General features: G+C 41.3%; 21 protein-coding genes. 6 read left to right on the top strand and 15 right to left on the bottom strand.

The annotated features are described in order from the left end of the window. Positions 1-184 precede the first annotated feature (184 nt). Entirely contained in the window at positions 185-2,614 is a 2,430-nt protein-coding gene (gene parC, locus FQ087_RS05515) for a DNA topoisomerase IV subunit A (protein ID WP_149579510.1), read from the bottom strand. Next, positions 2,611-4,587 carry a DNA topoisomerase IV subunit B gene (gene parE / locus FQ087_RS05510; RefSeq protein WP_149579509.1) on the bottom strand — a complete coding sequence of 659 codons (1,977 nt, stop codon included), beginning with the start codon at positions 4,585-4,587 and terminating at the stop codon, positions 2,611-2,613. The genes parC and parE overlap by 4 nt, the downstream gene beginning before the upstream one ends. A 300-nt stretch (positions 4,588-4,887) precedes the next feature. On the opposite strand from parE, the gene plsY reads away from it, so the two are divergent. Further along, positions 4,888-5,490, top strand: a complete 603-nt coding sequence (plsY, locus tag FQ087_RS05505) for a glycerol-3-phosphate 1-O-acyltransferase PlsY (protein WP_149579508.1) — start codon at positions 4,888-4,890, stop codon at positions 5,488-5,490. Between the two features lie 37 nt (positions 5,491-5,527). Further along, positions 5,528-5,821: a HesB/YadR/YfhF family protein gene (locus FQ087_RS05500; RefSeq protein WP_149579507.1), complete on the top strand. Its 294-nt coding sequence runs from the start codon at positions 5,528-5,530 to the stop codon at positions 5,819-5,821. Between the two features lie 99 nt (positions 5,822-5,920). Here FQ087_RS05500 and FQ087_RS05495 read toward each other — a convergent pair whose 3' ends face one another. The 5 genes from FQ087_RS05495 to FQ087_RS05475 all read right to left on the bottom strand — a co-directional run bounded on the left by FQ087_RS05495 (position 5,921) and on the right by FQ087_RS05475 (position 12,174). Then, positions 5,921-6,223 (bottom strand): hypothetical protein, encoded by a 303-nt coding sequence (locus FQ087_RS05495; RefSeq protein ID WP_149579506.1) that lies wholly within the window; start codon positions 6,221-6,223, stop codon positions 5,921-5,923. Further along, entirely contained in the window at positions 6,223-6,648 is a 426-nt protein-coding gene (locus FQ087_RS05490; protein WP_149579505.1) for an acyl-CoA thioesterase, read from the bottom strand. Before FQ087_RS05490 ends, FQ087_RS05495 begins: the two co-directional genes overlap by 1 nt. Before the next feature lie 163 nt (positions 6,649-6,811). After that, the gene (gene acnA, locus FQ087_RS05485) at positions 6,812-9,526 is read right to left on the bottom strand and encodes an aconitate hydratase AcnA (RefSeq protein WP_149579504.1); all 2,715 of its coding nucleotides are present in this window, start codon (positions 9,524-9,526) and stop codon (positions 6,812-6,814) included. A 165-nt stretch (positions 9,527-9,691) separates the two neighbouring features. Beyond that, the gene (locus tag FQ087_RS05480; RefSeq protein WP_149579503.1) at positions 9,692-11,005 is read right to left on the bottom strand and encodes a D-arabinono-1,4-lactone oxidase; all 1,314 of its coding nucleotides are present in this window, start codon (positions 11,003-11,005) and stop codon (positions 9,692-9,694) included. After that, positions 11,002-12,174, bottom strand: coding sequence for a type III PLP-dependent enzyme domain-containing protein (locus tag FQ087_RS05475; protein WP_149579502.1), 1,173 nt, complete (start codon positions 12,172-12,174; stop codon positions 11,002-11,004). Before FQ087_RS05475 ends, FQ087_RS05480 begins: the two co-directional genes overlap by 4 nt. A gap of 162 nt (positions 12,175-12,336) precedes the next feature. Between FQ087_RS05475 and FQ087_RS05470 the strand changes: the two genes are divergently transcribed. Beyond that, positions 12,337-12,882, top strand: a complete 546-nt coding sequence (locus FQ087_RS05470) for a cysteine hydrolase family protein (protein WP_149579501.1) — start codon at positions 12,337-12,339, stop codon at positions 12,880-12,882. 100 nt (positions 12,883-12,982) lie between these two features. Further along, on the top strand, positions 12,983-13,237 hold the full coding sequence (locus FQ087_RS05465; RefSeq protein WP_149579500.1) for a GlsB/YeaQ/YmgE family stress response membrane protein: 255 nt from the start codon (positions 12,983-12,985) through the stop codon (positions 13,235-13,237). A gap of 78 nt (positions 13,238-13,315) precedes the next feature. Here FQ087_RS05465 and FQ087_RS05460 read toward each other — a convergent pair whose 3' ends face one another. Together FQ087_RS05460 and FQ087_RS05455 are read right to left on the bottom strand one after the other, a co-directional pair. Further along, positions 13,316-13,987, bottom strand: coding sequence for a lytic transglycosylase domain-containing protein (locus FQ087_RS05460; RefSeq protein ID WP_149579499.1), 672 nt, complete (start codon positions 13,985-13,987; stop codon positions 13,316-13,318). Positions 13,988-14,023: 36 nt separating this feature from the next. Then, a complete protein-coding gene (locus FQ087_RS05455; RefSeq protein ID WP_149579498.1) occupies positions 14,024-14,614 on the bottom strand; it encodes an SCO family protein in 591 nt (196 codons plus the stop codon). A gap of 654 nt (positions 14,615-15,268) precedes the next feature. Here FQ087_RS05455 and FQ087_RS05450 point away from each other — a divergent pair. Continuing rightward, positions 15,269-15,676, top strand: a complete 408-nt coding sequence (locus FQ087_RS05450; protein WP_149580766.1) for a DUF2621 family protein — start codon at positions 15,269-15,271, stop codon at positions 15,674-15,676. 68 nt (positions 15,677-15,744) lie between these two features. Here FQ087_RS05450 and FQ087_RS05445 read toward each other — a convergent pair whose 3' ends face one another. From FQ087_RS05445 to FQ087_RS05425, 5 genes are all read right to left on the bottom strand, one after another. Beyond that, the gene (locus FQ087_RS05445; RefSeq protein WP_255452153.1) at positions 15,745-16,245 is read right to left on the bottom strand and encodes a CcdC family protein; all 501 of its coding nucleotides are present in this window, start codon (positions 16,243-16,245) and stop codon (positions 15,745-15,747) included. Further along, positions 16,242-16,550, bottom strand: coding sequence for a thioredoxin family protein (locus tag FQ087_RS05440; RefSeq protein ID WP_149579497.1), 309 nt, complete (start codon positions 16,548-16,550; stop codon positions 16,242-16,244). Before FQ087_RS05440 ends, FQ087_RS05445 begins: the two co-directional genes overlap by 4 nt. A gap of 20 nt (positions 16,551-16,570) precedes the next feature. Continuing rightward, entirely contained in the window at positions 16,571-17,281 is a 711-nt protein-coding gene (locus FQ087_RS05435; RefSeq protein WP_149579496.1) for a cytochrome c biogenesis CcdA family protein, read from the bottom strand. A 232-nt stretch (positions 17,282-17,513) separates the two neighbouring features. After that, positions 17,514-19,301 (bottom strand): ABC transporter ATP-binding protein, encoded by a 1,788-nt coding sequence (locus tag FQ087_RS05430; protein ID WP_255452152.1) that lies wholly within the window; start codon positions 19,299-19,301, stop codon positions 17,514-17,516. After that, positions 19,301-21,055, bottom strand: coding sequence for an ABC transporter transmembrane domain-containing protein (locus FQ087_RS05425; protein ID WP_149579495.1), 1,755 nt, complete (start codon positions 21,053-21,055; stop codon positions 19,301-19,303). The genes FQ087_RS05430 and FQ087_RS05425 overlap by 1 nt, the downstream gene beginning before the upstream one ends. A gap of 277 nt (positions 21,056-21,332) precedes the next feature. On the opposite strand from FQ087_RS05425, the gene FQ087_RS05420 reads away from it, so the two are divergent. Continuing rightward, positions 21,333-21,785 (top strand): DUF4362 domain-containing protein, encoded by a 453-nt coding sequence (locus FQ087_RS05420; protein WP_188006643.1) that lies wholly within the window; start codon positions 21,333-21,335, stop codon positions 21,783-21,785. A gap of 351 nt (positions 21,786-22,136) precedes the next feature. On the opposite strand, the gene FQ087_RS05415 is transcribed toward FQ087_RS05420, so the two are convergent. Then, positions 22,137-23,483: an amino acid permease gene (locus FQ087_RS05415; protein WP_149579493.1), complete on the bottom strand. Its 1,347-nt coding sequence runs from the start codon at positions 23,481-23,483 to the stop codon at positions 22,137-22,139. Between the last annotated feature and the right edge of the window lie 387 nt (positions 23,484-23,870).

Here is a 23,870-nt window from a genome sequence, read left to right as displayed (position 1 = left end):
AATACGATTTATAAACTAGCGTAGGCATCCCCTGTGCCGAAGCGCTATTCAATAGAATCGATCATTCAACCAATCTAGTACAAGTTCTCTTTTTGAACGTTCAATTTATTTCGCTTATCGAACTATTATACGTTAGAAGAAATTAAAAGTCATGGGAAGATACTCCCATGACTTTTAAAGTTATTTATTCGATTTCAGCTTTCGGATCTTTGTAAATATGTGTAATGCTGCCATCTTTTTTCTCATCGGCTAAGCTACTGCCGTTTGAAGAACGGTCAACTGGTCGCAATGATCCCGCTACGATAGGGATTTTACTTCCCTTTTCCGTCGCTAAAACAATAATTTCATCATTTTTCACCATTAATGCCCCGATAACACGATACGGATTTGACTTCAGTTCTTTAAGAACAACAACACCTCGTTGAGCTCTGGATGCGATTTCTAGCTCTTTTAAGCCCATTCTTTTCACACTACCTCGCTGTGTAGCGATCAAGACGGAAGCGCCGTCATCTGCATTAATCGCCATTGCGACGAGCTGGTCGTCGTCCTTAAGGTTAATGCCACGTACACCGGCAGTCCTGATACCTGTAACTGATAACTCAGTAAGTGGGAAACGGAGCGCATAGGCCTGTTGCGTGAAGAGGATAACGTCTTCGTCTCCTTTGACGAGCCTTGCGTCAATCATTGTATCGTCCTTTTTAATGCCCATTGCTTTAAATAATCTTGAATAGCGTTGGACTTTAAAGTCGGCAAGTTTAGATTGTTTGATTAACCCATTTTTTGATGCTGTGACGATTAGCGCTTCTTCATCGAAGTTCTCAAGGCCAATTGCCGCCACAATCGCTTCATTCTGCGCAAGTGGGATGATACTGGAGATATGTTGCCCAAGATCTTTCCACTTAATATCTGGCAGTTCATGAATAGGCTGATAGAGATAGTTCCCGGCTGAAGTGAACAGCAAGAGATGATGCTGTGTGTTCATAGGCGCTTCTAACAGCGTATAATCGGATTCTTTCATTTCTTGTCCCATACCGTTAGATGCGCTGTATGAACGAACGCTAGTACGTTTCACATAGCCATCTTTTGTAACTGATACAATCACTTCTTCACTTGGAACAAGGATATCAAGATCGACTTTAATTTCTTCGATTTTTTCCTCGATAACAGAGCGTCGTGGTTCTGCAAATTGTTTCCGAATTTCCAGAAGTTCTTTTTTTATGACAGCTGAAAGCTTTTTATCACTTTTCAAAATTGCATCAAGTTTCTCAATTAGTTTCCGTAGTTCAGCATCTTCTTGCTGAAGTTCAGTAATATCTGTGTTCGTCAGTCTATAAAGCTGCAGTGATACGATTGCTTCAGCCTGTATTTCGGAGAATTCGAATTTCGCGATAATATTATTCTTAGCATCACGTTTATCTTTTGATGCACGAATCGCTTTTATCACTTGATCCAGAATCGATAAAGCTTTCATAAGCCCTTCGACGATATGTAGCCGGTCTTTCGCTCTTTGGATATCATATTGAGATCTACGTGTGACGACCTCTTTCTGATGGCCAATATACGCGTCAAGAAGCATCGGCAGCGACATTAATGTCGGTCTACGTCCGGAGATCGCAATCATATTGAAATTATAAGTCACTTGCAAGTCTGTATTTTTGAGAAGATATTGTAAAATGGCATTGCCGTCGACGTCTTTCTTCAGTTCTATGACAACTCGAAGTCCAGTACGGTCCGATTCGTCCCTAACGTCTGCGATGCCGTCCAATTTTCTGTCATGACGAAGCTCATCCATCTTCCTTACCATATTCGCTTTGTTAACGTCGTAAGGGATTTCTGTCACTACAATTTGCGATTTACCGCCCTTTAAGGGTTCGATGAACGACTTCGATCTAATGATAAAGCGTCCTTTTCCTGTCTCATAGGCCGTTTTAATACCACTTGTTCCTTGGATAGTACCGCCAGTTGGAAAATCAGGTCCTTTGATAACTGTCATCAATTCATCGACTGTAACGTCTGGCTTGTCCATCCGCATAAGGACAGCGTCAAGTACTTCGTGAAGCGCATGTGGAGGGATATCCGTTGCATACCCTGCAGAAATACCCGTTGAACCGTTGACAAGCAAGTTTGGATACCTTGAGGGTAAAACAGTTGGTTCTGGTTCAGTATCATCGAAGTTTGGTATGAAATCGACTGTGTTTTTACCCAGGTCCCTCATCATTTGTCCTGCTATTGCGGAAAGTCGTGCTTCTGTATACCGCATTGCAGCTGCAGAATCTCCATCGACTGAACCGTTATTACCTTGCATTTCAACCAACATATGACGTAGTTTCCAATCTTGGCTCATCCGTACCATTGCTTCATAGACGGATGTGTCACCGTGGGGGTGATAGTTACCAATGACATTCCCCACGGTTTTTGCGGATTTACGGAATGCTTTTTCATGTGTATTTCCTTCGTTGAACATCGCATACAAAATACGCCGCTGAACGGGTTTTAAGCCGTCGCGTGCGTCAGGCAATGCCCGGTCCTGGATGATGTACTTGCTGTATCGTCCAAACCGGTCACCGATCACTTCTTCCAGGGGAAGGTCTTGGTAGCTTTCCGATAGTGTCATTCAAATTCCCCCTCAACGTGCAAAAATTCGTTGTCCAAAATATTGTGCTCTTCCTGCGTGCCGAAATCGACGTTATCTTCAATCCAGCGTCGTCTTGGCTCTACCTTATCGCCCATCAGTGTCGTAACTCGACGTTCAACTGTAGCGCTGTCTTCAATCGTCACACGGATCAATGTACGCGTTTCAGGATCCATAGTCGTTTCCCATAATTGATCGGCATTCATTTCTCCAAGTCCTTTGTAGCGTTGGAGCATATACCCTTTACCGACTTTTTCTATCGCTTTATTAAGTTCGGTGCCTTCAGTCCATGCATATGCAAATTTTTCGCCCTTACCTGTCCCTTTAAACACTTTGTAAAGAGGTGGTAATGCGATATATACTTTTCCTGCTTCAATTAGCGGTTTCATGTAACGGTAGAAGAACGTCAGCAACAGCACTTGGATATGTGCTCCGTCCGTATCCGCATCCGTCATGATGATTACTTTATCGTAAGCAATGTCTGCGACTTGGAAGTCAGATCCTACGCCGCCCCCGATTGCATGGATAATCATATTTATTTCTTCATTTTTCATGATATCCTCGAGTTTTGCTTTTTCAGTATTGAGTACTTTTCCTCGTAGTGGAAGGATTGCCTGGAATACACGGTCTCGGCCTTGTTTGGCAGATCCGCCGGCAGAGTCACCTTCGACAAGGTATAATTCGTTTTTCGCAGCGTTTCTAGATTGTGCAGGTGTTAATTTACCTGATAGAAGTGTATCTGATCTTTTTCTCTTTTTACCTGAACGTGCATCTTCCCGTGCTTTTCGCGCGGCCTCACGTGCTTGGTGTGCCCGTATTGCTTTACGTACAAGAGACGCACTTAAATCCGCATTTTCTTCAAGGAAATACAGAAGCTTTTGGGATACGATTGAGTCGGTTACGCCCCTTGCTTCACTTGTACCAAGTTTGCCTTTCGTTTGTCCCTCAAATTGCAGAATTTCTTCCGGTATACGGACTGAGACGATTGCTGCAATTCCTTCACGGATATCCGCACCTTCGAGGTTTTTATCTTTTTCTTTTAATAAACCTGCTTTTCTTGCATATTCATTAAAAACACGAGTCATACCTGTTTTTGCGCCGGTTTCATGTGTGCCGCCGTCTTTTGTCCGGACGTTATTCACGAATGATAATATCGTCTCTGAATAGCCATCACTAAATTGGAAAGCAAACTCGACTTCTATGCCTTCTGATTCGCCCTCTAAATAAGCTACATCATGCAAGACGTCCTTCTCTTCATTCAGATAGGAAATGAAGGCTTCAATCCCTGTTTCGTATTGAAAAATGTCGTGCTTGTCCGTTCCTTCTTCCTTTAGCTCGATTTTCAAGCCTTTTAACAGGAATGCAGACTCCCTCAAGCGTTCACTCAATGTTTCATAATGATATTTTAACGTTGAGAAGATTTTAGCATCCGGCTTGAAATGAATGAGCGTCCCTTTTTCACGTGTTGTTCCAATTTGTTCAAGCGTCGTGACTGGCTTTCCACCATTTTCGAAACGTTGACAGAACTTTTTTCCGTCGCGAAAAATCGTTACTTCGAGTTTTTCGGACAACGCGTTTACGACAGATGCGCCAACCCCGTGAAGTCCACCACTCGTTTTATATCCGCCTTGACCGAACTTACCGCCCGCGTGGAGCACAGTAAGAATAACCTCTGCAGTCGGCTTACCTGATTGGTGAATCCCCGTCGGCATACCTCGCCCGTAGTCACGGACACTGACACTACCATCTTTATGGAGTGTCACATCTACTTCGTTACCAAATCCTGCTAGCGCCTCATCTACCGCATTATCAACAATCTCATAGACAAGGTGGTGAAGTCCGCGTGAATCGGTTGAACCAATGTACATACCAGGTCTTTTTCGTACCGCATCGAGGCCTTCAAGTATTTGGATCGAATCATCATCATACGTATAACTATCTACGTTTTTCGTCAAAGTGCAACCTCCATCAAACAAATGTTCTCTATTATATAATCGTACCGCTTCCTTTAAAGCTTGTCAAATCAACGTTTTCGGAAGCTTGCTCAATTAATTGTATAGAAGAACGCATTTTATTGCAACGAAGACAGGAAATTGTTAGTATCGGAAATCAGCTGTTAGAGAACTAAAAGTTCGAAATCAGACTGGAACCGTTTAACTATATTTAAACATATTCCATATGAAGCCCATTGTCGCAACTTCACTGTTCTGCTAAACTAGGTCTATACATAAACCAATTAAAAAAGGGGTACGCCAATGGAACTTATCATACTTTTACTGATTGCTTACTTAATCGGATCAATTCCTTCTGCACTTTGGGTCGGGAAAATTTTTTACAACACTGACATCCGGAAACATGGTAGCGGAAATCTAGGTGGCACGAATACCTTCCGTGTACTCGGGAAAACAGCGGGACTTACCGTCACTATTCTCGATATTTTAAAAGGAACGGCAGCTGCACTGTTACCGCTCCTCCCTGTTTTCGACAGCGTCACTGTCCATCCACTTATTCCCGGACTTCTGGCGGTTGTGGGTCATATGTATCCTATCTTTGCTTATTTCAAAGGCGGCAAGGCTGTTGCTACTTCTGGTGGTGTGCTGCTGGCCTATGAATGGCCCGTCTTTATCCTTGTGTTCATAACATTTTTCATCGCTTTGAAAGTAACGAAAATGGTGAGCTTATCGTCAATGATCGTATCTGTCGTTGGGTTATTATACAGTATCTATTTTTACATTCGAACAGGCGATATTTATTTGATGGTGATGATTGGTCTATTCGGTGCCTTTATCTTCTATCGTCACCGGGCAAATATCGGCCGCATCAAAGCAGGAACTGAGCCAAAAGTGAAGTGGTTATAATACAATTAAAGTAGTAACGGAAAGGCAGGTGTTTCCAATGAAGATTATTTTGTCGAACGAAGCGCTTTTGTGGTTTAAAGAGGAGATGGAAGCTGAACCTGGTGACGCTATCCGCTTTTTTGCGAGATACGGCGGATCCAGTTCGATACAGGCAGGCTTTTCACTCGGTGTAACGAAGGAACAACCGGATGAAGTAGCCATTGAAACAGAGCATGATAGTGTGCGTTATTATGTTGAAAGTAGGGACAAATGGTATTTCCTTGATCATGACTTACATGTCAACATAGATCCGAAACTAGATGAACTTATTTATTCATACGAAAAAGCGTGAGGGCCATATGCCTCACGCTTTTCTTCTTTTATATATGAGTAGGCAAATCATTGATGAAGAAGGGCAATAAGAGCATGAAATACTTATGGTTCACGCTCTTTAAAGTAGATTGAAACGCTCTAATTGATGGCGTAGTCCTTCTTTTAGTAAAATATCTCGTTCATGCTTACCAAACAAATCAAAATGAGGGTAATTGTTCCCCCTATCAATCCATTCCCTCTTCAATCCATATTGTTTTCCCCATTCGACAAGTTTGTCGATATCTGCGCAACCTGCTTTCGTTACTGTATTGCATCCAGGAAAGCGTTCATCCAGCCAGTAATGAGTTAAAAATGCCATTTTCCCTTCATCGACTGCATTTTTCCATGTCTGCAGTTCTGCGCGTTTAATACCAAATGCCATTAGTCTTTACACCGCTTAACTTCAGTATATTTAGCATCCCAATCAGGGGCAATTTTCTTTAGTGAAACGGGACGGAATGACCCTTTTTTCACGACGACATGCTCTGATTTAGCTGTTGCTGAAATTGTGCCGTCCTCATGTAGGATTTCATAGCCATAAGTTGTACGCAGCCTCCCATGTGACTCTACCCACGTTCGTACAGTCGCTTTCTGGCCGTATTTCATCGCCGCCTTATATTGGATAGATAAGTCCGTCACTGGCGACAGGAAGCCATCTGCCTCCAGTTGCGCGTATGTATAGCCTAAGTCCTCAATCAGCTTTGTGCGTCCGATTTCCATCCACACTAAATAATTCGCATGATAGACGATACCCATCTGATCTGTCTCGGCATATCTGATTTCAATTTCTTTTTCACTGATAAACACTACCATCACCTCACTATCCATTATACAAAAGCAATACTGAAAAAGCTGTCTCGGAGGCTAGACCTAAAAATTCTACCTTGAAAATATGCAAAGTAAGAAATTTTATTATTGCCTAAGCAGAAAAAAGGTGCCCGAATAAATCGGACACCTCTCCTAATTAAAATTAGTTCGTTTTCATTTTATCACGAAGAACCATTTGCAGGATTCCACCGTGACGGTAGTAGTCAACTTCAACTTCAGAGTCGAAACGTGCTAGTACGTCGAATTCCTTGACAGAACCATTTTTAGCTGTTGCTGTCACTTTCAGAATATCGCGTGGTTTAACGCCTTCTGCGATATTAACGTTGATTTCTTCTTCACCAGTAAGGCCTAGTGTTTCAGCACTATCGCCTTTCATAAATTGAAGTGGAAGAACGCCCATCATAACAAGGTTTGAACGGTGAATACGCTCGTAGCTTTCAGCGATAACTGTTCTGATACCGAGAAGTGATGTACCTTTCGCAGCCCAGTCACGTGAAGAACCCATTCCGTAGTCTTTACCAGTGATGATTGCAAGACCTGTACCTTCTTCTTGATACTTCATAGCAGCATCATAGATTGGCATGATCTCTTTAGTTGGCCAGTAAGTCGTAAATCCGCCTTCTGTTCCTTTAGCAATCTGATTACGAATCCGGATGTTAGCAAATGTACCGCGCATCATTACTTCATGGTTACCACGACGTGAACCGTACGAGTTGAAGAAACGAGGGCTTACGCCATTGTCGATCAAGTATTTACCAGCAGGTGTATCTTTACCGATTGCTCCTGCAGGTGAAATATGGTCCGTTGTGATTGAATCGCCAAATTTACCAATGACACGAAGACCTGAAAGTGCTTGAATGTCAGCTGGCTCTTTTGCAAGACCTTCAAAGAACGGTGGGTTTTGGATATAAGTTGAGTTTTCATCGAAATCATACAATGAATCGTCAGTTGTTTCGATTGCATTCCATGCTTCGTTCTCAGTGAATACACGTGCATATTCTTTTCGGAATAACTCAGGAGTAACTGTTGATTTAACAACTGCTTGAATTTCTTCCGTAGTTGGCCAAATATCTTTGAAGAACACATCAAAGCCTTCTTTGTCTTTACCAATTGGATCTTTTTCGAAGTCGATATCGACTGTTCCAGCAAGTGCGTAAGCAACAACAAGTGGCGGTGAAGCCAAGTAGTTTGCTTTCACAAGTGGGTGAATACGTCCTTCAAAGTTACGGTTACCAGAAAGAACAGAAGACATTAGCATATCGTTGCCCATGATCGCTTTTTCAATTTCAGGAAGAAGCGGACCAGAGTTACCGATACATGTTGTACAGCCGTATCCAACTGTGTTGAAACCGATTTGATCCAAGAACACATTAAGACCTGAGTCTTCCAGGTAGCCTGTAACGACTTTTGAACCTGGTGCAAGTGATGTTTTCACGTAAGCAGGCGGTGTAAGTCCTTTTTCAACCGCTTTTTTCGCAACAAGTCCAGCACCTAGCATAACGTATGGGTTAGATGTATTTGTACATGAAGTGATAGCAGCGATTGCTAAGTCACCTGTTTTGATTTCGACAGTACGTCCGTCTTCGAATTCGATTGTAGCTGTTTTTGATAGCTCTTTCGGAGATAGACCGAAACCTTGGTTTCCTTCAGGCGCTACAACTGCTTCATTGAATTCGCGTTGCATTTCTGTAAGTGGAATCATATCTTGTGGACGTTTCGGTCCAGCAAGGTTCGCTACAATATCAGCAAGGTCAATTTCGACAACATCAGTGTATGTTGGTTCTTCATTATCCACAGTGAAGAACATATCGTTCTCTACTAGATATTGTTTCACAACAGCGATGTCATCATCTTCACGGCCTGTTAACCGCATGTAATCAAGTGCTTCCTCATCAACTGGGAAGAATCCACATGTAGCACCATATTCAGGGGCCATGTTCGCAATTGTTGCACGATCTGCAAGTGGCAAGTGGGCAACACCAGGTCCGAAGAACTCAACGAACTTACCTACAACGCCATGTGCACGAAGTGTTTGTGTAACTTTAAGCGCAAGGTCAGTTGCTGTCGTTCCGTTTGGAAGTTGACCAACAAGTTTTACACCGATAACTTCTGGAATTGGGAAATATGAAGGCTGTCCAAGCATACCTGCTTCAGCTTCGATTCCGCCGACACCCCATCCAAGAACACCGATACCGTTGATCATCGTCGTGTGAGAGTCAGTTCCAACAAGTGTATCTGGGTATGTTTCGAATGTGCCATCTTCGTTTTTAACTGCATGGACAACGTTTGCCAAGTACTCAAGGTTAACTTGGTGAACGATTCCTGTTGCAGGTGGTACTGCACGGTAGTTGTCATATGCTTTTTGTGCCCAGCTTAGGAACTGGTAGCGTTCTGCATTACGTTCGAATTCGAGTTCCATATTTAGGTTTAGAGCTTCTGCCGTTCCATAACGGTCAACTTGTACGGAGTGGTCAATAACAAGGTCAACTGGAATTTCAGGATTGATCTTGTTAGGGTCGCCGCCCATTGCCGCCATTGCTGAACGAAGTGATGCAAGGTCAACAACAACAGGTACACCTGTGAAGTCTTGAAGGATAACGCGTGACGGTTTGAATGGTACTTCTGCATCCGCGTCCGCATTTTTACCCCATTTTGCAAGGTTTTCAACATGATTGTCTTTGATTACATAGCCGTCGTGTTGACGTAGGACGGATTCAAGTAGCACTTTAATCGAGTAAGGTAGATTTGAAACTTTAGCGATACCGGCTTCTTCGAGTGCGGCAAGACGATAATAGTTATATGTCTTACCATTCAGATCGAATGATGTACGGCTGTTGTGCAAATTGCTTTTTGCCATTACTGAATTCCTCCTTCTATCTGTAAAAAACTACTGAAAAGGCTGTAAATAAGCATCTTTTCTCTACTCCATCATATAATATCAACCCACATAAGTAAAATACATTAACTTTATAGTCTATCATAAGTTAATGTTATGACTTGCTGTCGACCCTGGAATATCTTTTTAAATACGAAAAATAGATTGCAAGTAATTTGTCATGAAAACGCTTTTTGGGTCGTACTGTTGTCGAATTTCCATGAAACGTTGGAGGTTTGGATAAAGTTGTCGCATTTTTTCATTTGTCAAATCGTTCACTTTTCCGAAATGTGGCCGCCCATTGTATTTTTCCATTAGCATGTGTACCCATTTAAAATAGGGTCCAGCGTCCATTCCTTTGTACATATGAAATGCAAGGAACGCCGTTTCCTCACCTTGCGTAGGGCTAAGAAAAGCATTTTCACCAGCAGTGACTCTGCATTCGATTGGAAAATGGACGTAAAACGGATGTGCACGTAAGAAGCCATGGATTTCTTCGATACATGCTTCAAATGCATGCAAAGGAATCGCATATTCCGTCTCTATGAATTTGACGAGTCGAGGTGAAGGGAACACTTCATAATACATACCCCTTTTTGAACCGTTTGGAACACTTTTCGCAGAAATAGTTGTCAGCATTCGTGACATACTGGGTTTGACGCGGCAAAGTTCTGAAATCACTTTGAAACCAGCATTTTCAATTAGCCCATTTTTCATGAATTCGACTGTTTTCGATTGTAAAGTTTGTTTGTGAAGTGGCGTTATGTTGGTCTCTTTTACTTGGACCGTATCCGTTCCAGGGAAATAAAACCATTCTAGATGCCGATTGTCCCGAATTCCGGAGGACCATTCAGCGAGGGCATTACCGAGCGTACTTCGATAACTCTTCATCTGCAGACTATAAAGAGGGACTGCCTTTATAGTCACGTCGATAAGGACCCCGAGCATGCCAAGCGAAAGGCTAAGCGCTTTCGACAAATCGTCTTGACTGCGACGATGATACTGTATCTCCCCTTTTCCGTCGACCCATGTCCAAGCAACAACTTGGCTGGATAGCGAACCAAGAGCGATTCCCGTGCCATGGGTTCCTGTACTTACTGCCCCAGCTATTGTCTGCTCCTGAATGTCGCCCATATTTTCAAAGCCCAAACCAATGGCTGCAAGTATTGGCGCAGCCTCATGCAAATACGTACCGCCCCAAAGTCTCACTTCCATTGCTTCAGAATCATAGGAGATAAGCCCCCGTAGATTATCGAGTGACATGGCATCACTTTCCGGCTTCGCAATAGGACTGAATGAGTGTGCCGCTCCCGTTACGCGTAGTGATACACCCCGAATTCTGCAGCTATTAACAACGTCTTGTATGTCGCTGACACTTTTCGGGAAATGGTAATAATCAGGCGCTGCTTTCACATTCCTAGACCAGTTCGTCCACTTCACCCTTTTTTTCGGAACACTCATAGAAAACAACCTCCCTCGCCTCTATAGGTTTTATAAGTACCAACATATTCAGATCCACGCCTTGCATGTAGTTCCGAAAAGCGTTCGCAGAGTTCCCCAGCTTTGGCATGCCTAAAGTAGACGGTATCTCCGACTTGAAGAGTTCCATTTTTATCCCGTAACGGCGTTTGGACTTCTCCCGCTCCTTCATTTTTCAAGAAGGTAAGGTTCTTTGGCCATATGGGTACTGGATTTTTGTCAATTCCTGTTGCTCCAGACGCAATATAGCCACCCCCGTGACAGACGATAACTCCTGGTTCGGGCATTCTTGTGATACGAAGGGCAAATGTCGCTGCCGTTTCAAGCGGCAAATTTTGATATCTGGAGAATAATGCTGGAAAGTAAAAGGCAGAGCCTATTGTCAGTTCCGTCACTTCCTCTTCCCCAGATGTGAAATCGATGCTGCCAGAGCCTCCGCCATTTACGAATCGAAAACTTGGCGACTTTTCTCGAATTATATTAACTGCGCTTTTACGGAAATTGCGTACATCTTTACGAGATAGCCGCTTCAATGGTTTGACGAGGGCCGACTGCCATCGCGCTACTGGGATATCTGCCACACCCGCAATTTGTGCTTCATAGCCCATTAAACCAGTGATTGGTGTATGTGTGAATAAACTGCCTGCCTCCAATAAACTCTTTAACTTTGCAATGGATTTTAAGGAAGAGCGGTTTGTTCCGAAATACAGTATTTTGAAATTTGATGATACGTTTATATCGATACAGATTTCAAGTAGGACTTCATTCTGCTTGGCTATAGACTCTAGCCACTCCCACTGTTCAATCCGGTCAACCATAAAGATGACTGTCCGACCTTCACGAATAAAGGGAATGAGGTGCATAAGCGCATGTTCTTCAAATTGCGGATAGCCGAGCAACAGGTCGTTAAATCCTTTTTCGAGTAAGAAAAGTGTTTCCCTGAGATCGAATGTCATCCAACCGGCAGGAGAATCCAATCTCTGTCCAATGTATTGCAGTAATTCTACGGATCGCACAGATTTCGTAGCGATTCGGACTCCTTTCTTTCCAGAGGACTTGTTGACAAATGCGATATTTCGGTCAAGCGCTTCAAGGTCAATGCAAGCGAACGGACGTGTAAGATGGGCGTAGGCCGCTTCTGCTTCTTTCAAAAGGCTATCTCCCTTCAGGTAGGAACAGCTAGTATTCTATCAAGTATATTCTGATTGTCACTTCCGCGCAAAATTACTTTTATATTCGATTTTTTAAGAGTAATGAAATAGTTACTAAATTATGGCATGATGGAATGGATGAAATTAAAAGGGGTGGCATAAATGAAGAAGGCGTTGTTGGTTATTGATTATACAGTGGATTTTGTGGCTAAAGATGGTGCACTTACATGCGGTCAACCAGGAATTGAATTGGAAAAATATATCACCAAATTAACGAAAAAATTTTTAGATGAAGGCCATTTCGTTGTAATGCCAGTTGACGTTCATGATGTAAATGATTTGTATCATCCTGAAACAAATCAATTCCCGCCCCATAATATTCGTGGTACTGCCGGAAGGAATCTATATGGCTCTCTCCAACAATTGTATGATGAACGCAAAGAAGAAATCCATTGGATGGACAAAACACGTTTTAGTGCATTTGCAGGAACAGATCTGGAATTGCTTCTTCGAGCACGCAGAATTACCGAATTACATTTGGTTGGTGTCTGTACAGATATCTGCATTCTACATACAGCCATCGATGCTTACAACTGCGGATTTGACATTTTAGTTCATGAAAAAGGTGTCGCCAGCTTCGATCCAGCAGGTCATGAATGGGCACTCCGTCATTTTCAACAAACGTTAGGTGCTACTGTTGTGGGTTAACTCCCGTGTTTTTTATTTTTTGATGTTTAAAGGATTGTAATAAAGGTTATAGCAAAGACTGTAGACGAAATTATAAATTGCTGAAAAGGAGATGGAAAATATGAGTTTTATTTGGTATTTAATTATTGGCGGGATTATCGGTTGGCTCGCAGGCATGATTATAGGGAAAGATATCCCAGGCGGCATCATTGGTAATATTATTGCCGGAATCATCGGTGCATGGATTGGTGGAATGTTACTTGGACAATGGGGTCCTAAAATTTCCGATTTCTACATTTTCCCCGCTTTCATTGGATCGGTTATCCTTGTATTCATTGTGAGCCTAATTATGAGATCAATGCGTAAAGCTTCGTAATTCCAATAAATAACGAATAAAAAGATGGACCACAATTTACTGGTGGTCCATCTTTTTAATTGTGTTTAGGCACTTTTCTTAATTGGCTTTTTCCATTTCAAGTCGTTGGCCTTCAAAATCATTAAAAAAGTGCAGTACGTCCTGGACGTATTTTTCACTGCGATTATAATTGAAAATCGCTTTTTCGTAATCTCCATCTGCTGCACCGCTTTTTGAAAGATAGTTAGCGGCGCTAAAAATCGCGTCTTCGATATCATATGGATCGGCAATACCGTCACCATTTGCATCAACGCCGTATCCACCGTATTTTTTGATGATTTTGGGATTTGTTTTATCTTTTTCAGGAATTTCTCCCTTTCCAAGACCGCCGCATCCCGGATAAGTCCAGCCAACGAATGTGCAAGGCATGAACTGCAAATGTCCTTCTGCACCTACTGGCGAAAGAAGCGGGTCCATCGTTGAAAATCGAGTTTCAATACGGTGGTGTGCTGCAAGTAGTGTCCATGGCACACCATACGTCTCGGCCGCCTCTTTATAGACTGGTATGTACTCTTCAGGAATTGTTGTAGCAGTGTGGCGTTCCCCTATTTCGAGCAAAGTACTTGCAGATTTTCGAATGAGCTCTGGATTTTGTATACCTGTCCAAATAATAGCCGTTAATGTGAAGACAGTAACAGCTATGGGGATAAGCAGGATGATAAGCATCGCTTTCACCTTGATAGATAATCCTTTACGTTTTTGCTTTTTCATCTTTCCACCCCGTTAAATCCAGTATTGCTTTTTTAGTTATGCACCCTCTTTACTAAGTGCTTTCATGTCCTTGACGATTTGATCAAATGGCACATCTACCATACCATTGTAGGTTTTAACGACTTCCCCTTTTTTATTGACTAGGGAAAAGTAAGTTGCGTGCATTACTTGGTCTGAATCGGGTATATCAGCAACAAGCGTCTTGAATGACTTCGCCGCAAAGTCGGTGATTTTCTCTTGTGAATACCCAGTAAGCATTTCCCATTTGCTTTGATCTTGAACATCATATAAATCTAAGTATTCCTGTAATAGTTCTGGTGTATCGACTGTAGGATCAATACTGAAGGAGACGATTTTATAATCTTCAACGCCTTCATCAATAAGTTGTTTATCGAGATCAGCCATATTACTCATCATCGGTGGGCAGGCACTCGTACAAACCGTGAAGATAAATTGTGCCAACCATACTTTACCTTTCATATCATCTAATGAAACCTTTGCATTGTGCTGGTTTGTAAATTCAAACGGTTCAATTTTATAATTATGCTCTTCTTTGAATCCGCCAGAACATGCACTCAAGATCAGCACAATAAGTAATAAATAAGGTAGTACTAGTTTTTTTCTCATTTGTATTCCTCCACTAACCAATATACTTCCATCATAGCGGAAGAAATAGCACCAAACAAGCATTGTGCTGATTGAAGTCATGTCAAATCCATGACGATTCCGTGAAGTTCACTTCTTTTTTAGAGATACAAAGACATCGTCTATAGCGACAAGTTTTGTTTCGAGTCAGTAAAAAAGATAGAATGATACAAAGTTCGGAAACCTAACTTCTTGTATTAAATTCGTCCATTGTTCCATCTCTTCCCCCTTTCAAGAAATGTGCAAGAGCTTTGGTAGACCCGAAAAACAGGAGGAATGTAGTTCTAGTCCCCTGCTGGAGGCGCGAGGCGCTGTCGTCTAGAGAGTGCTCAGGTTTAAAACTTATACTTTTTAATACGTCTGTCGATTAATCAGTAAATAACTTGATCACCACCTGGCCACAAATTTTGTAGTAATGCTTTCGATTGCTTCGGATAGAATGACTTCAATACGATTAAAGAGATAAATGGTTAATCCTTCTTAAATTTGCTGGTCACCATGTGGATCACCTCTTTTCTCTCCATTTATAGTGTGAAATTAAGGGAAAAAATACATTGTCCGTGTATTTTTTTACAGATGCTCTTATAATGGTGAGTAGAATGGAAGAGGTGAAGAATTTTGCAAGACGATCTATTTATGTGGTTCATCATTTTTTGGTGCGTAGTCCTTATTGGACTTTTCGGCATCGGAGGCTTTTTCATGTTCCGGAAGTTTCTAAAAGTATTTCCAAAAGCGGATGGGAAATCTACACTTGATTGGGAAGAGCATTATGTGGAGAGCTCTCTTCACCTTTGGAATAACGAAGCAAAACTATTATTAAATGAGCTGGTCGTCCCAGTACCGGAATTATTCCGCCCTGTAGCGAAGCAAAAAATCGCAGGAAAGATTGGCGAGATTGCACTCGAAGAAAATGCGAAGAAAATTGATACTGATCTTATTATCCGTGGATATATACAAGCAACGCCGAAACGGGACCATAAATTCCTTCGCAAAAAACTGACTTCAATGGAATTCGATCTGACCCCATATGAGGATTTGTTTTAATTTAACAAAATACTGGGGTCTAGATGTAAAAAGGTGTCCGCAATTTAATTGCGGACACCTTTTTACATCTATTGTTCTTGTATTTTTTTATACTTGAGAAGCATGCCAATCCTCCAAGGAACAATCATGCCAAATGCAAGAATCCAGAACATGCCACCAAGTTCCCCTACATCGATTGTATTGCTGAGAACTAATTTTCCGATGAGCCGGACGATAAGTAGCCCGAGTAAGATAAAAAGGAATGCCTTCGATCGTTTCATATAGATGTCGCCGTCTTTGCGTTCGAAATTTGTTGTCTTTATTAAGATAATTGAAAATAGCAACCCGACTAAGAGGGCTTCGAGCACTTGAGACAGCGGAATCCGAAATTCCTCGAATATAAACATCAGTGCACCTGTGGACATAAAGAGAGGCGGCAAGATAATTTTCATAGGAGTAACTGGTCTCTTTGCCGCTTTTGTCCGGATAATAAGCGCCATCGTCCCCATAAATAGCGCTAGGACAGTAGAACCTATAATGAGATACCCGGGGGGCACTTTCGTGAAAATCGTTTCAATCATTTCGTTCATTGTATTTCCTCCAAGCGACGTTTCAATCCTTCCATCGAGACAAAACGTGCGAATCGTGCATATTCTTTCCCTTCATGGAATAACAAGACAACAGGCGCCGTAAACAACGATAGCTGTCCTGCTATTTCAGGTACTTCCGCAACATTCACTATATAAAAGGGTAATCGATAAACCGTTTCCAATGCTTTCACTTGTGGATATAATCCAACACAAACTGAACAATTATCGGTTTTCACAAAAAGGAGCAGCTTTCTTTTTAGTTTAACTGTTTCAAGCCATTCCTCAAATGATTTAATTTCCTTCATTGTATTCCTCCAAACTTAAATCAGAAGCCCATGAAATCGCCAAAAATAGGACTTAGTAAGCTCGTTATGTACTGCATGCCATTGAAAAACAGCAAAATTCCAACTCCGATCATCACATAACCACCTATTTTCATGATTAAACCACTGTGAGTTCGAATCCAGGAAAGGCGTGTAATGAAGAAAGACAGTACGAAAAATGGAATAGCAAAACCAAGGACGTACATAATCATATAAATCATACCCGATCCAGGATTTGAGGCAGCAAGTGTAATAATAGCCCCAATAATCGGACCAGAACACGGTTGCCAACCTGCAGCGAATGCAATCCCGATAACCATGGTACCTAAGTATCCGGCAGGTCTATTTTTGAACTGCAGTTTTCTTTCTTTCATCAGGAATTCAGGTGTAAACACTCCGACGATCATGAGTCCGAATAAGACAACGAAGATTGCTCCCGCTTGTCTCAATATCTCCTGGTTTTCCTGGAAAAATGTGCCTACAAAGGATGTACTGTAGCCGATTACAATGAATATAATAGAGAATCCTAACAAGAAGAACAGTGTATGAAGCATGCCGCTTCTGCTCATGCGTTTCGAGTCCGATTTTAGATCATCCAGTGACATACCAGTAATATACGAAATGAATGCTGGATACAACGGCAATGTACACGGTGATATGAAACTTAAGAAACCGGCACCGAAAGCGAGAAATAGATTTAAGTCTGTTGCCATTATTCTCTCCCCTTCAATTTTTCTACCTTAATCCTATCAAAAGAAGCACCAAATTACGTCTAATATGACTGTGAACAGTTTATGACATTTCGGCGGAATACCCCGCCTCGTGCTACAACGACTACATAACCTTAACTCTGTAGACATAAAAAACCGCCTTCCCAATCGAGGGAGGCGGTTTTTGTACGCGACAAATGGAAAAGTATCGTATATTGGACGCAGCTTACGTTTATTAAATAACATCATCTAAGATATTGTTTTGAAGCAGATACATCTTATGATAGAGGCCTTTTTGTGCCAGCAGCCCTTGGTGAGTTCCACGTTCGATTATTTCACCTTTATGAAGAACAAGAATTAGCTCTGCATCTTGAATTGTACTCAGCCTGTGGGCGATTGCGATTGTTGTACGCCCTTTCCTCATTTTTTCAAGGCTTGACTGGATAGCCACTTCTGTTTCAGTGTCAATATTGGCAGTCGCTTCATCGAGAACGAGAATTTTGGGATTCGTTGCAATTGTACGTGCAAATGCTACGAGTTGCCGTTGACCACTTGAGAATGTAGAGCCGCGTTCCGTTACTTTTTGCGCGTATTTTTCTGGCAGTTTTTCAATAAATTCATTTGCCTGTACGAACTCCGCCGCCGCCCTCACTTCTTCAGACGTCATTTCCTTATCATGCAAACGGATATTACTTTCGATATCACCATAGAAAAGGAACGGGTCTTGCAACACAAGGCCTGTCTTCTTCCGCAGTTCTTCTTTCGGGTATTCTTTCAACGAATTGTCATCAATATAAATGCCGCCCCGCTCATACTCGTAAAAACGCATTAACAAGTTGATAATGGAGCTTTTTCCGCTACCTGTATGACCGACGAGGGCAACAGTTTCCCCTGCATTCGCAGTGAATGAAATGTTTTTCAGTACGTCGGTTTGACCGTCATACGAAAACGATACATCACGGAATTCGATCTTACCGCTTTGTATTTTGGCTTTTTCATTAACTTGCTGCTCCGGTTCCATATCTGGATCATCCATTAATTTAAACACACGTGATGCAGCTACCATTGCTTGTTGGAAAATAGATAGTCGCTGCATTACTTGTTGAACAGGTTGGAATAAACGGCCAATTAAAGTTGTAAATACATATAGTATCCCCACTTCAACAGGACTGGCAAGGGATAAAAATCCAAAGTATCCGAGTACAAAAACGATGGCTACAGCATACAGTAAATCGATTGCCGGACCTAGCAGGATACTGTCAAATTTAATGTTACGCATTCCCGCACGGAAATGTTTTTCATTAATATCATCAAATTCCGCTTCTAATCGATCTTCCTGTCTAAATGCTTGAATCATTCCCATTCCGGATAATGATTCAGCTATTTTAGCGTTGAGCTGGCTTAGTCGCTCACGAATATCTTGATAAAAATCAGCGCTATAGCGTCTATAAACGACGATAACGGCTAAAAACAACGGCAATAATAATAAGGAAATAAACGCCAACTTTGCATCAAGTGAAAACAGTGCAATGTAAACGCCGATTATTACGAATATAGCTTGTAAAAACGTAACAATGACACTGACGAACATTTCTTTGATTGCCTCGGTATCATTCGTTACACGTGACACGATACTTCCTGCAGGTGTTTTATCAAAATAACGCATCCCGAGCCCCTGCACTTTTGAAAACACATCGATTCGCATTTGCTGAATGATTTTTAGTGCAATATCTTGAAATCGAATAAGCTGGAAATAGGATACGATGACCATAAATATCTGAATTCCTATATAGACAGTTGCGATAGTCATGATTTCACTCTTCGGGAAATTCATTGTTGTTAAATGATTATCGATGAAGCGTTGAATAATTAAGGGACCAACAATACTGCCTGCGACCGTCAAAATGAGCAGGACAAGCGCTAAGGTAACGCTTTTTTTATGAGGGATGATATAGCGTAATAATCTTTTTAGCACGAGCCATTGATCTTTTGCTGTTAGTTTTGGGTATTTTTCAATAGACATTATCCCTCGCCCCCTTTTTCGACAAGCACTTCAAGTTGCTGCAGGTCATACATTTCTTTATATCTTCCGTCCATTTCAAGAAGTTCTTCATGTGTTCCGGCCTCGACAATCGTCCCTTCATGCATAACGATGATTTTATGCGCATGTTGGATGGCACTTAATCGGTGTGAAGTAATAATTGTCGTCTCCCCTGTGCGAGTTTGTTTGAGTGATCGCAAAATCGCTTCTTCCGTTTTGGCATCGACAGCCGATAAGGAATCGTCCAAAAGCAATAATTCCGGCTCCATGATTAACGCACGAGCAATGGAAATACGTTGCTTCTGTCCACCAGACAACGATACACCACGTTCTCCTACGATGGTGTCATATCCTTCCGTAAATCCTAAAATGTCGTCATGGATATGTGCAAGTCGTGCTGCTTCATGAATTTTATCGGTTCCAATTCTCGGATTTGTAAAGGCTATATTTTCAGCAAGTGTTGTTGAAAATAAGAAGTGATCTTGTGGAACGTAACCAATCGACTCTCTTAATCGTTGCTGCTTGTATTGATTAATTGGTTTGTCTCCATATACAATGTTTCCTTTGTATCCTTCAAACTCTCTCAGCAATAGTTTTAAAATTGCTGTCTTACCCGACCCGGTTTTACCTACAACACCCATTGTTTCTCCTCGTTTTAACATAAAGTGAACGTCGTGCAATGCAGCACGCTCATCACCTGGAAATTTGAACTCATCTATATCGAAGTGTAAATCGCCTTCGGGTCTTCTATCAATCGCACCCGCTACGTCTTTAATTTCTGGTGCAACCGATAACAATTCCGTAATCCTACTGTAAGATGCATTTCCACGCTCTACAATGTTAAATAGGAAGCCAAACGCAAGCATAGGCCAGACAAGAAGTCCAAGGTATGTACTGAACGCTACCATGTCACCAATTGACATGTCACCTGCAATAATAAACTTCGTTCCGAAATAGAAAGACAGAATGTAAGAAATCGCGAATATCCCTGTAATCGTCGGGTCGAATAATGCATCCACTTTGGCAACACGCATATTTTTACCAACGACATCCGTAGATAAGCTCGTAAAATCTTCTATGTCTTCATTTTTTTGACCAAATGTTTTTATGACTTTAATACCAGATATACTTTCCTGCGTTTTGTCATTTAAATTCGAGAATGCTTCTTGTGCGAACCGGAATCGGTTACGCAATAATTTTCCATAGTAACTTGTCAGAAAAATCATGAATGGTAGTGGAATGAGTGCAATCAAAGTCAATTTCCAATTGATCGTGATGGCCATCGTCAAAATGACGAATCCCCCTGTTGAAATGGAATCGACAAGTGTCAAAATTCCCATACCTGCCGTTTGCTGTACAGCACCTATATCATTTGTGGCATGGGCCATTAAATCTCCTACACGTCTCTTTTGATAGAAAGAAGGTGACATTCTTGTAAAATGATTGAATAACTTTTCCCGCATTATTTTGGCTAACAAAACGGCCGAACCAAAAATCATCACACGCCAGTAATAGCGTGCAATATACATGAGGATACCTGCCACAGCTAAGATGACTAGCCATTTTGTGAGCCCTTCAGCCGTTAAAGAACCCTCTGTAATGTCATCGACAATAATTCCGATGATTTTCGGCGGCAACAATTGCAATAATGAAACGAAAACAAGCATCGCTATCCCGAAAAGATACTGCTTCTTCCGCTGTTTAAAAAACCAGCCCAGCTGTAATAAAACCTTCACGCTACTCCCCCTACTTTTCCTTAAAATTAGACCTTTGATTAGTTTAGCAAAAGTCTGAACAATATAAAAGGTCCGGGATTCAAATAATTCGGACTGAGAAATAGTTTAAGTGTTTTAAACGGGATAAAGCATGCTGCTACCTCATATTATAAAGATGAAATGGGTTAAATTAATGGTTCCATTGAATAACGCTTCGGGTAACCATGTATGGTGTCTTCTCTAATTTCACTATTCAAAATAATCCTTTAATTTAAAGAGTAACAAGGGGGAAATGCGGATGATATCTAAAAAAGTACATCTATTATTACTTGTGCTACTTAGTATGGCACTAAGTTCAGCCTGTTCGTATGATAGTGAAGAAGCGGTTCTTAACGGTGATGTCGTCAACATGCACGGGCCTGTCTATAACTATCCGAATTTCGAATCGTTCTTGGAGAGTATGGAGAAGAACGAAGAGGCTACAGTTCGTATTGCGAATTACACACTTGAGGGAGACCCAACACTATATAATCTAGTTTTCGACGGCACCACAATTGACTTGGAGATTGACCGTTCAAAAAATAAAAATAGAGGAAATGATTCCGCCAAAACCAACATGACATGTAAGGATATCGTTGAAGAAGTCGGCCAACAATTATTTGTATACACACTTACAGGATGTGATTCATCCGTTGAAAGTTTTACTATACTAAATGTAGCGAAAGAACAGGAAGAAGAACATGACCACTAAGCACTGCTTATCAAGGCCAATCGATTGTACAGCGCCTGTTCAGTCACGTAATTTCATAAGGTATGAAGTGTGTCTATTTAAGACTAACGAAATTACTTAGTACAATTACTTTTGCGTGGTAAAAATTTCATTAAAACAGAAATTATAGGATGCACTCTACTATCCTCTTATAACAATAAAAAAGATTAGCTAATAATATACTTCCATCACTATAAATATCAATAAATCATTTAAAAACTGTATCGGTGTTCCGATCCTTACGGTGCACTTATTGTTGCTCCACATGCAAAAAAACTTAAATAGAAGAACCCTTGCTAGTGAACTAGCAAGGGTTCTTCTATTTTTAATCCATTATTTCTTAATCCCTCGCATTTTATAAATTCCAAGCAGCAAAATAAACCAAACGGGCGTTACGAACAACGCAATACGCGTATCTTCTGCAAGTGCTAAAACGACAAAAACGAAAGCTAGGAAAGCTAGAATCATATAATTTGAAAATGGATATAGTGGCATTTTGAATTTACTCTTTCTCACTAAATCCGGTCTTGTTTTGCGATATTTCAAATGGCTGATGACAATGATTCCCCAAATAAAGAGGAAGCATACTGTAGAAATACTTGTAATTAGTGTAAATACTCCTTCTGGCATCACATAGTTCAAAACAACAGCGATTAAAATGATGACAGTTGAAAAGAACAATGCATTGGAAGGGACTTTATTAGAAGTCAGTTTTGTAAATGGCACGGGTGCATGTTTATCTTTGGAAAGTGAATATAACATCCTGCTTGTACTGAAGACGGCGCTGTTACATGCCGACGCTGCGGATGTTAGGACGACAAAATTGACAATGCCGGCCGCAGCAACGATACCAACCGCAACGAAGACCTGGACGAAAGGGCTTTCCAAAGGATTAATAGCATTCCACGGATAAATACTCATTATGACAATCAGCGCGCCAATATAAAATATTAAAATCCGAATAGGGATATTATTAATTGCTTTCGGGATAACTTTTTGCGGATTCTCTGTCTCGCCTGCAGTCAAACCTACAAGCTCAATGCCGACAAATGCGAACACAACCATCTGGAATGACAATATAAAGCCATTGATGCCATTGGGGAACATGCCACCGTGGTTCCATAGATTCGAGAAGCTGGATGGGCCCGAGTCGGTGGAGAAGCCCTTGATGATCATGTAAACACCGATAACAATTAGTGCTAAAATCGCAATGATTTTAATTAATGCAAACCAGAATTCTATTTCGCCAAACAGTTTCACGGTTGCAAGGTTCATAAGTAACAATATGACAAGTGCAATTAATCCTGGCATCCACTGTGGTACATGGGGAAACCAAAACTGAGTGTAAAGACCAACCGCCGTTAAGTCTGCCATTGCGATTGAAATCCAGCAAAACCAGTAGGTCCAACCAGTGACAAACGCCGCCATATGACCTAAATAATCTTGTACAAAGTCAACAAAAGAATGATACTTCAGATTGCTTAAAAGTAATTCACCAAGAGCCCGCATGATTAAAAAACACACGAGTCCTGTGATCAAATAAGCAAATAAAATCGATGGTCCCGCTAAATGAATCGATTTTCCCGCACCGAGAAATAACCCTGTTCCGATTGCCCCTCCAATAGCGATTAGTTGTACATGTCTGTTTTTCAAGCCTCTCGCTAATTCTTGTTTCTGCATCCGATTTCCTACTCTCTTTATGCATTAATAAATGATATATCCATAGATTTTAACATACCAACAACTAAAAAAGCTTAAGATTCGGAAAAATAGCTATTCAAAAAAGAGTAGCTATAGAAACTACTCTTTTTTGAATAGGAACTGTTCCCCACTACTTCAAATACCATTCAATGCATAAACATGGAACGACCTCAAAATCTAATTATTTCACCTCTACAACAAATGTGTATGACACCTCGCCGTTAGGCCATTTTGACACTACTTCATAGAAATAACGGCCACTTGTTATTGGGACTGTTAATTCATTACCTTCTATAATGTCAGTACTTCTTTCAGCAGCCCAAATATACACGCTTAATTCAGGATTTTGCTCTATCTGTATACTTG

Source organism: Sporosarcina sp. ANT_H38 (genome assembly GCF_008369195.1).
GTDB lineage: Bacteria > Bacillota > Bacilli > Bacillales_A > Planococcaceae > Sporosarcina.
Note: the sequence above shows the minus strand (reverse complement) of the source record. Positions and strands in the feature narration are given on the sequence as shown.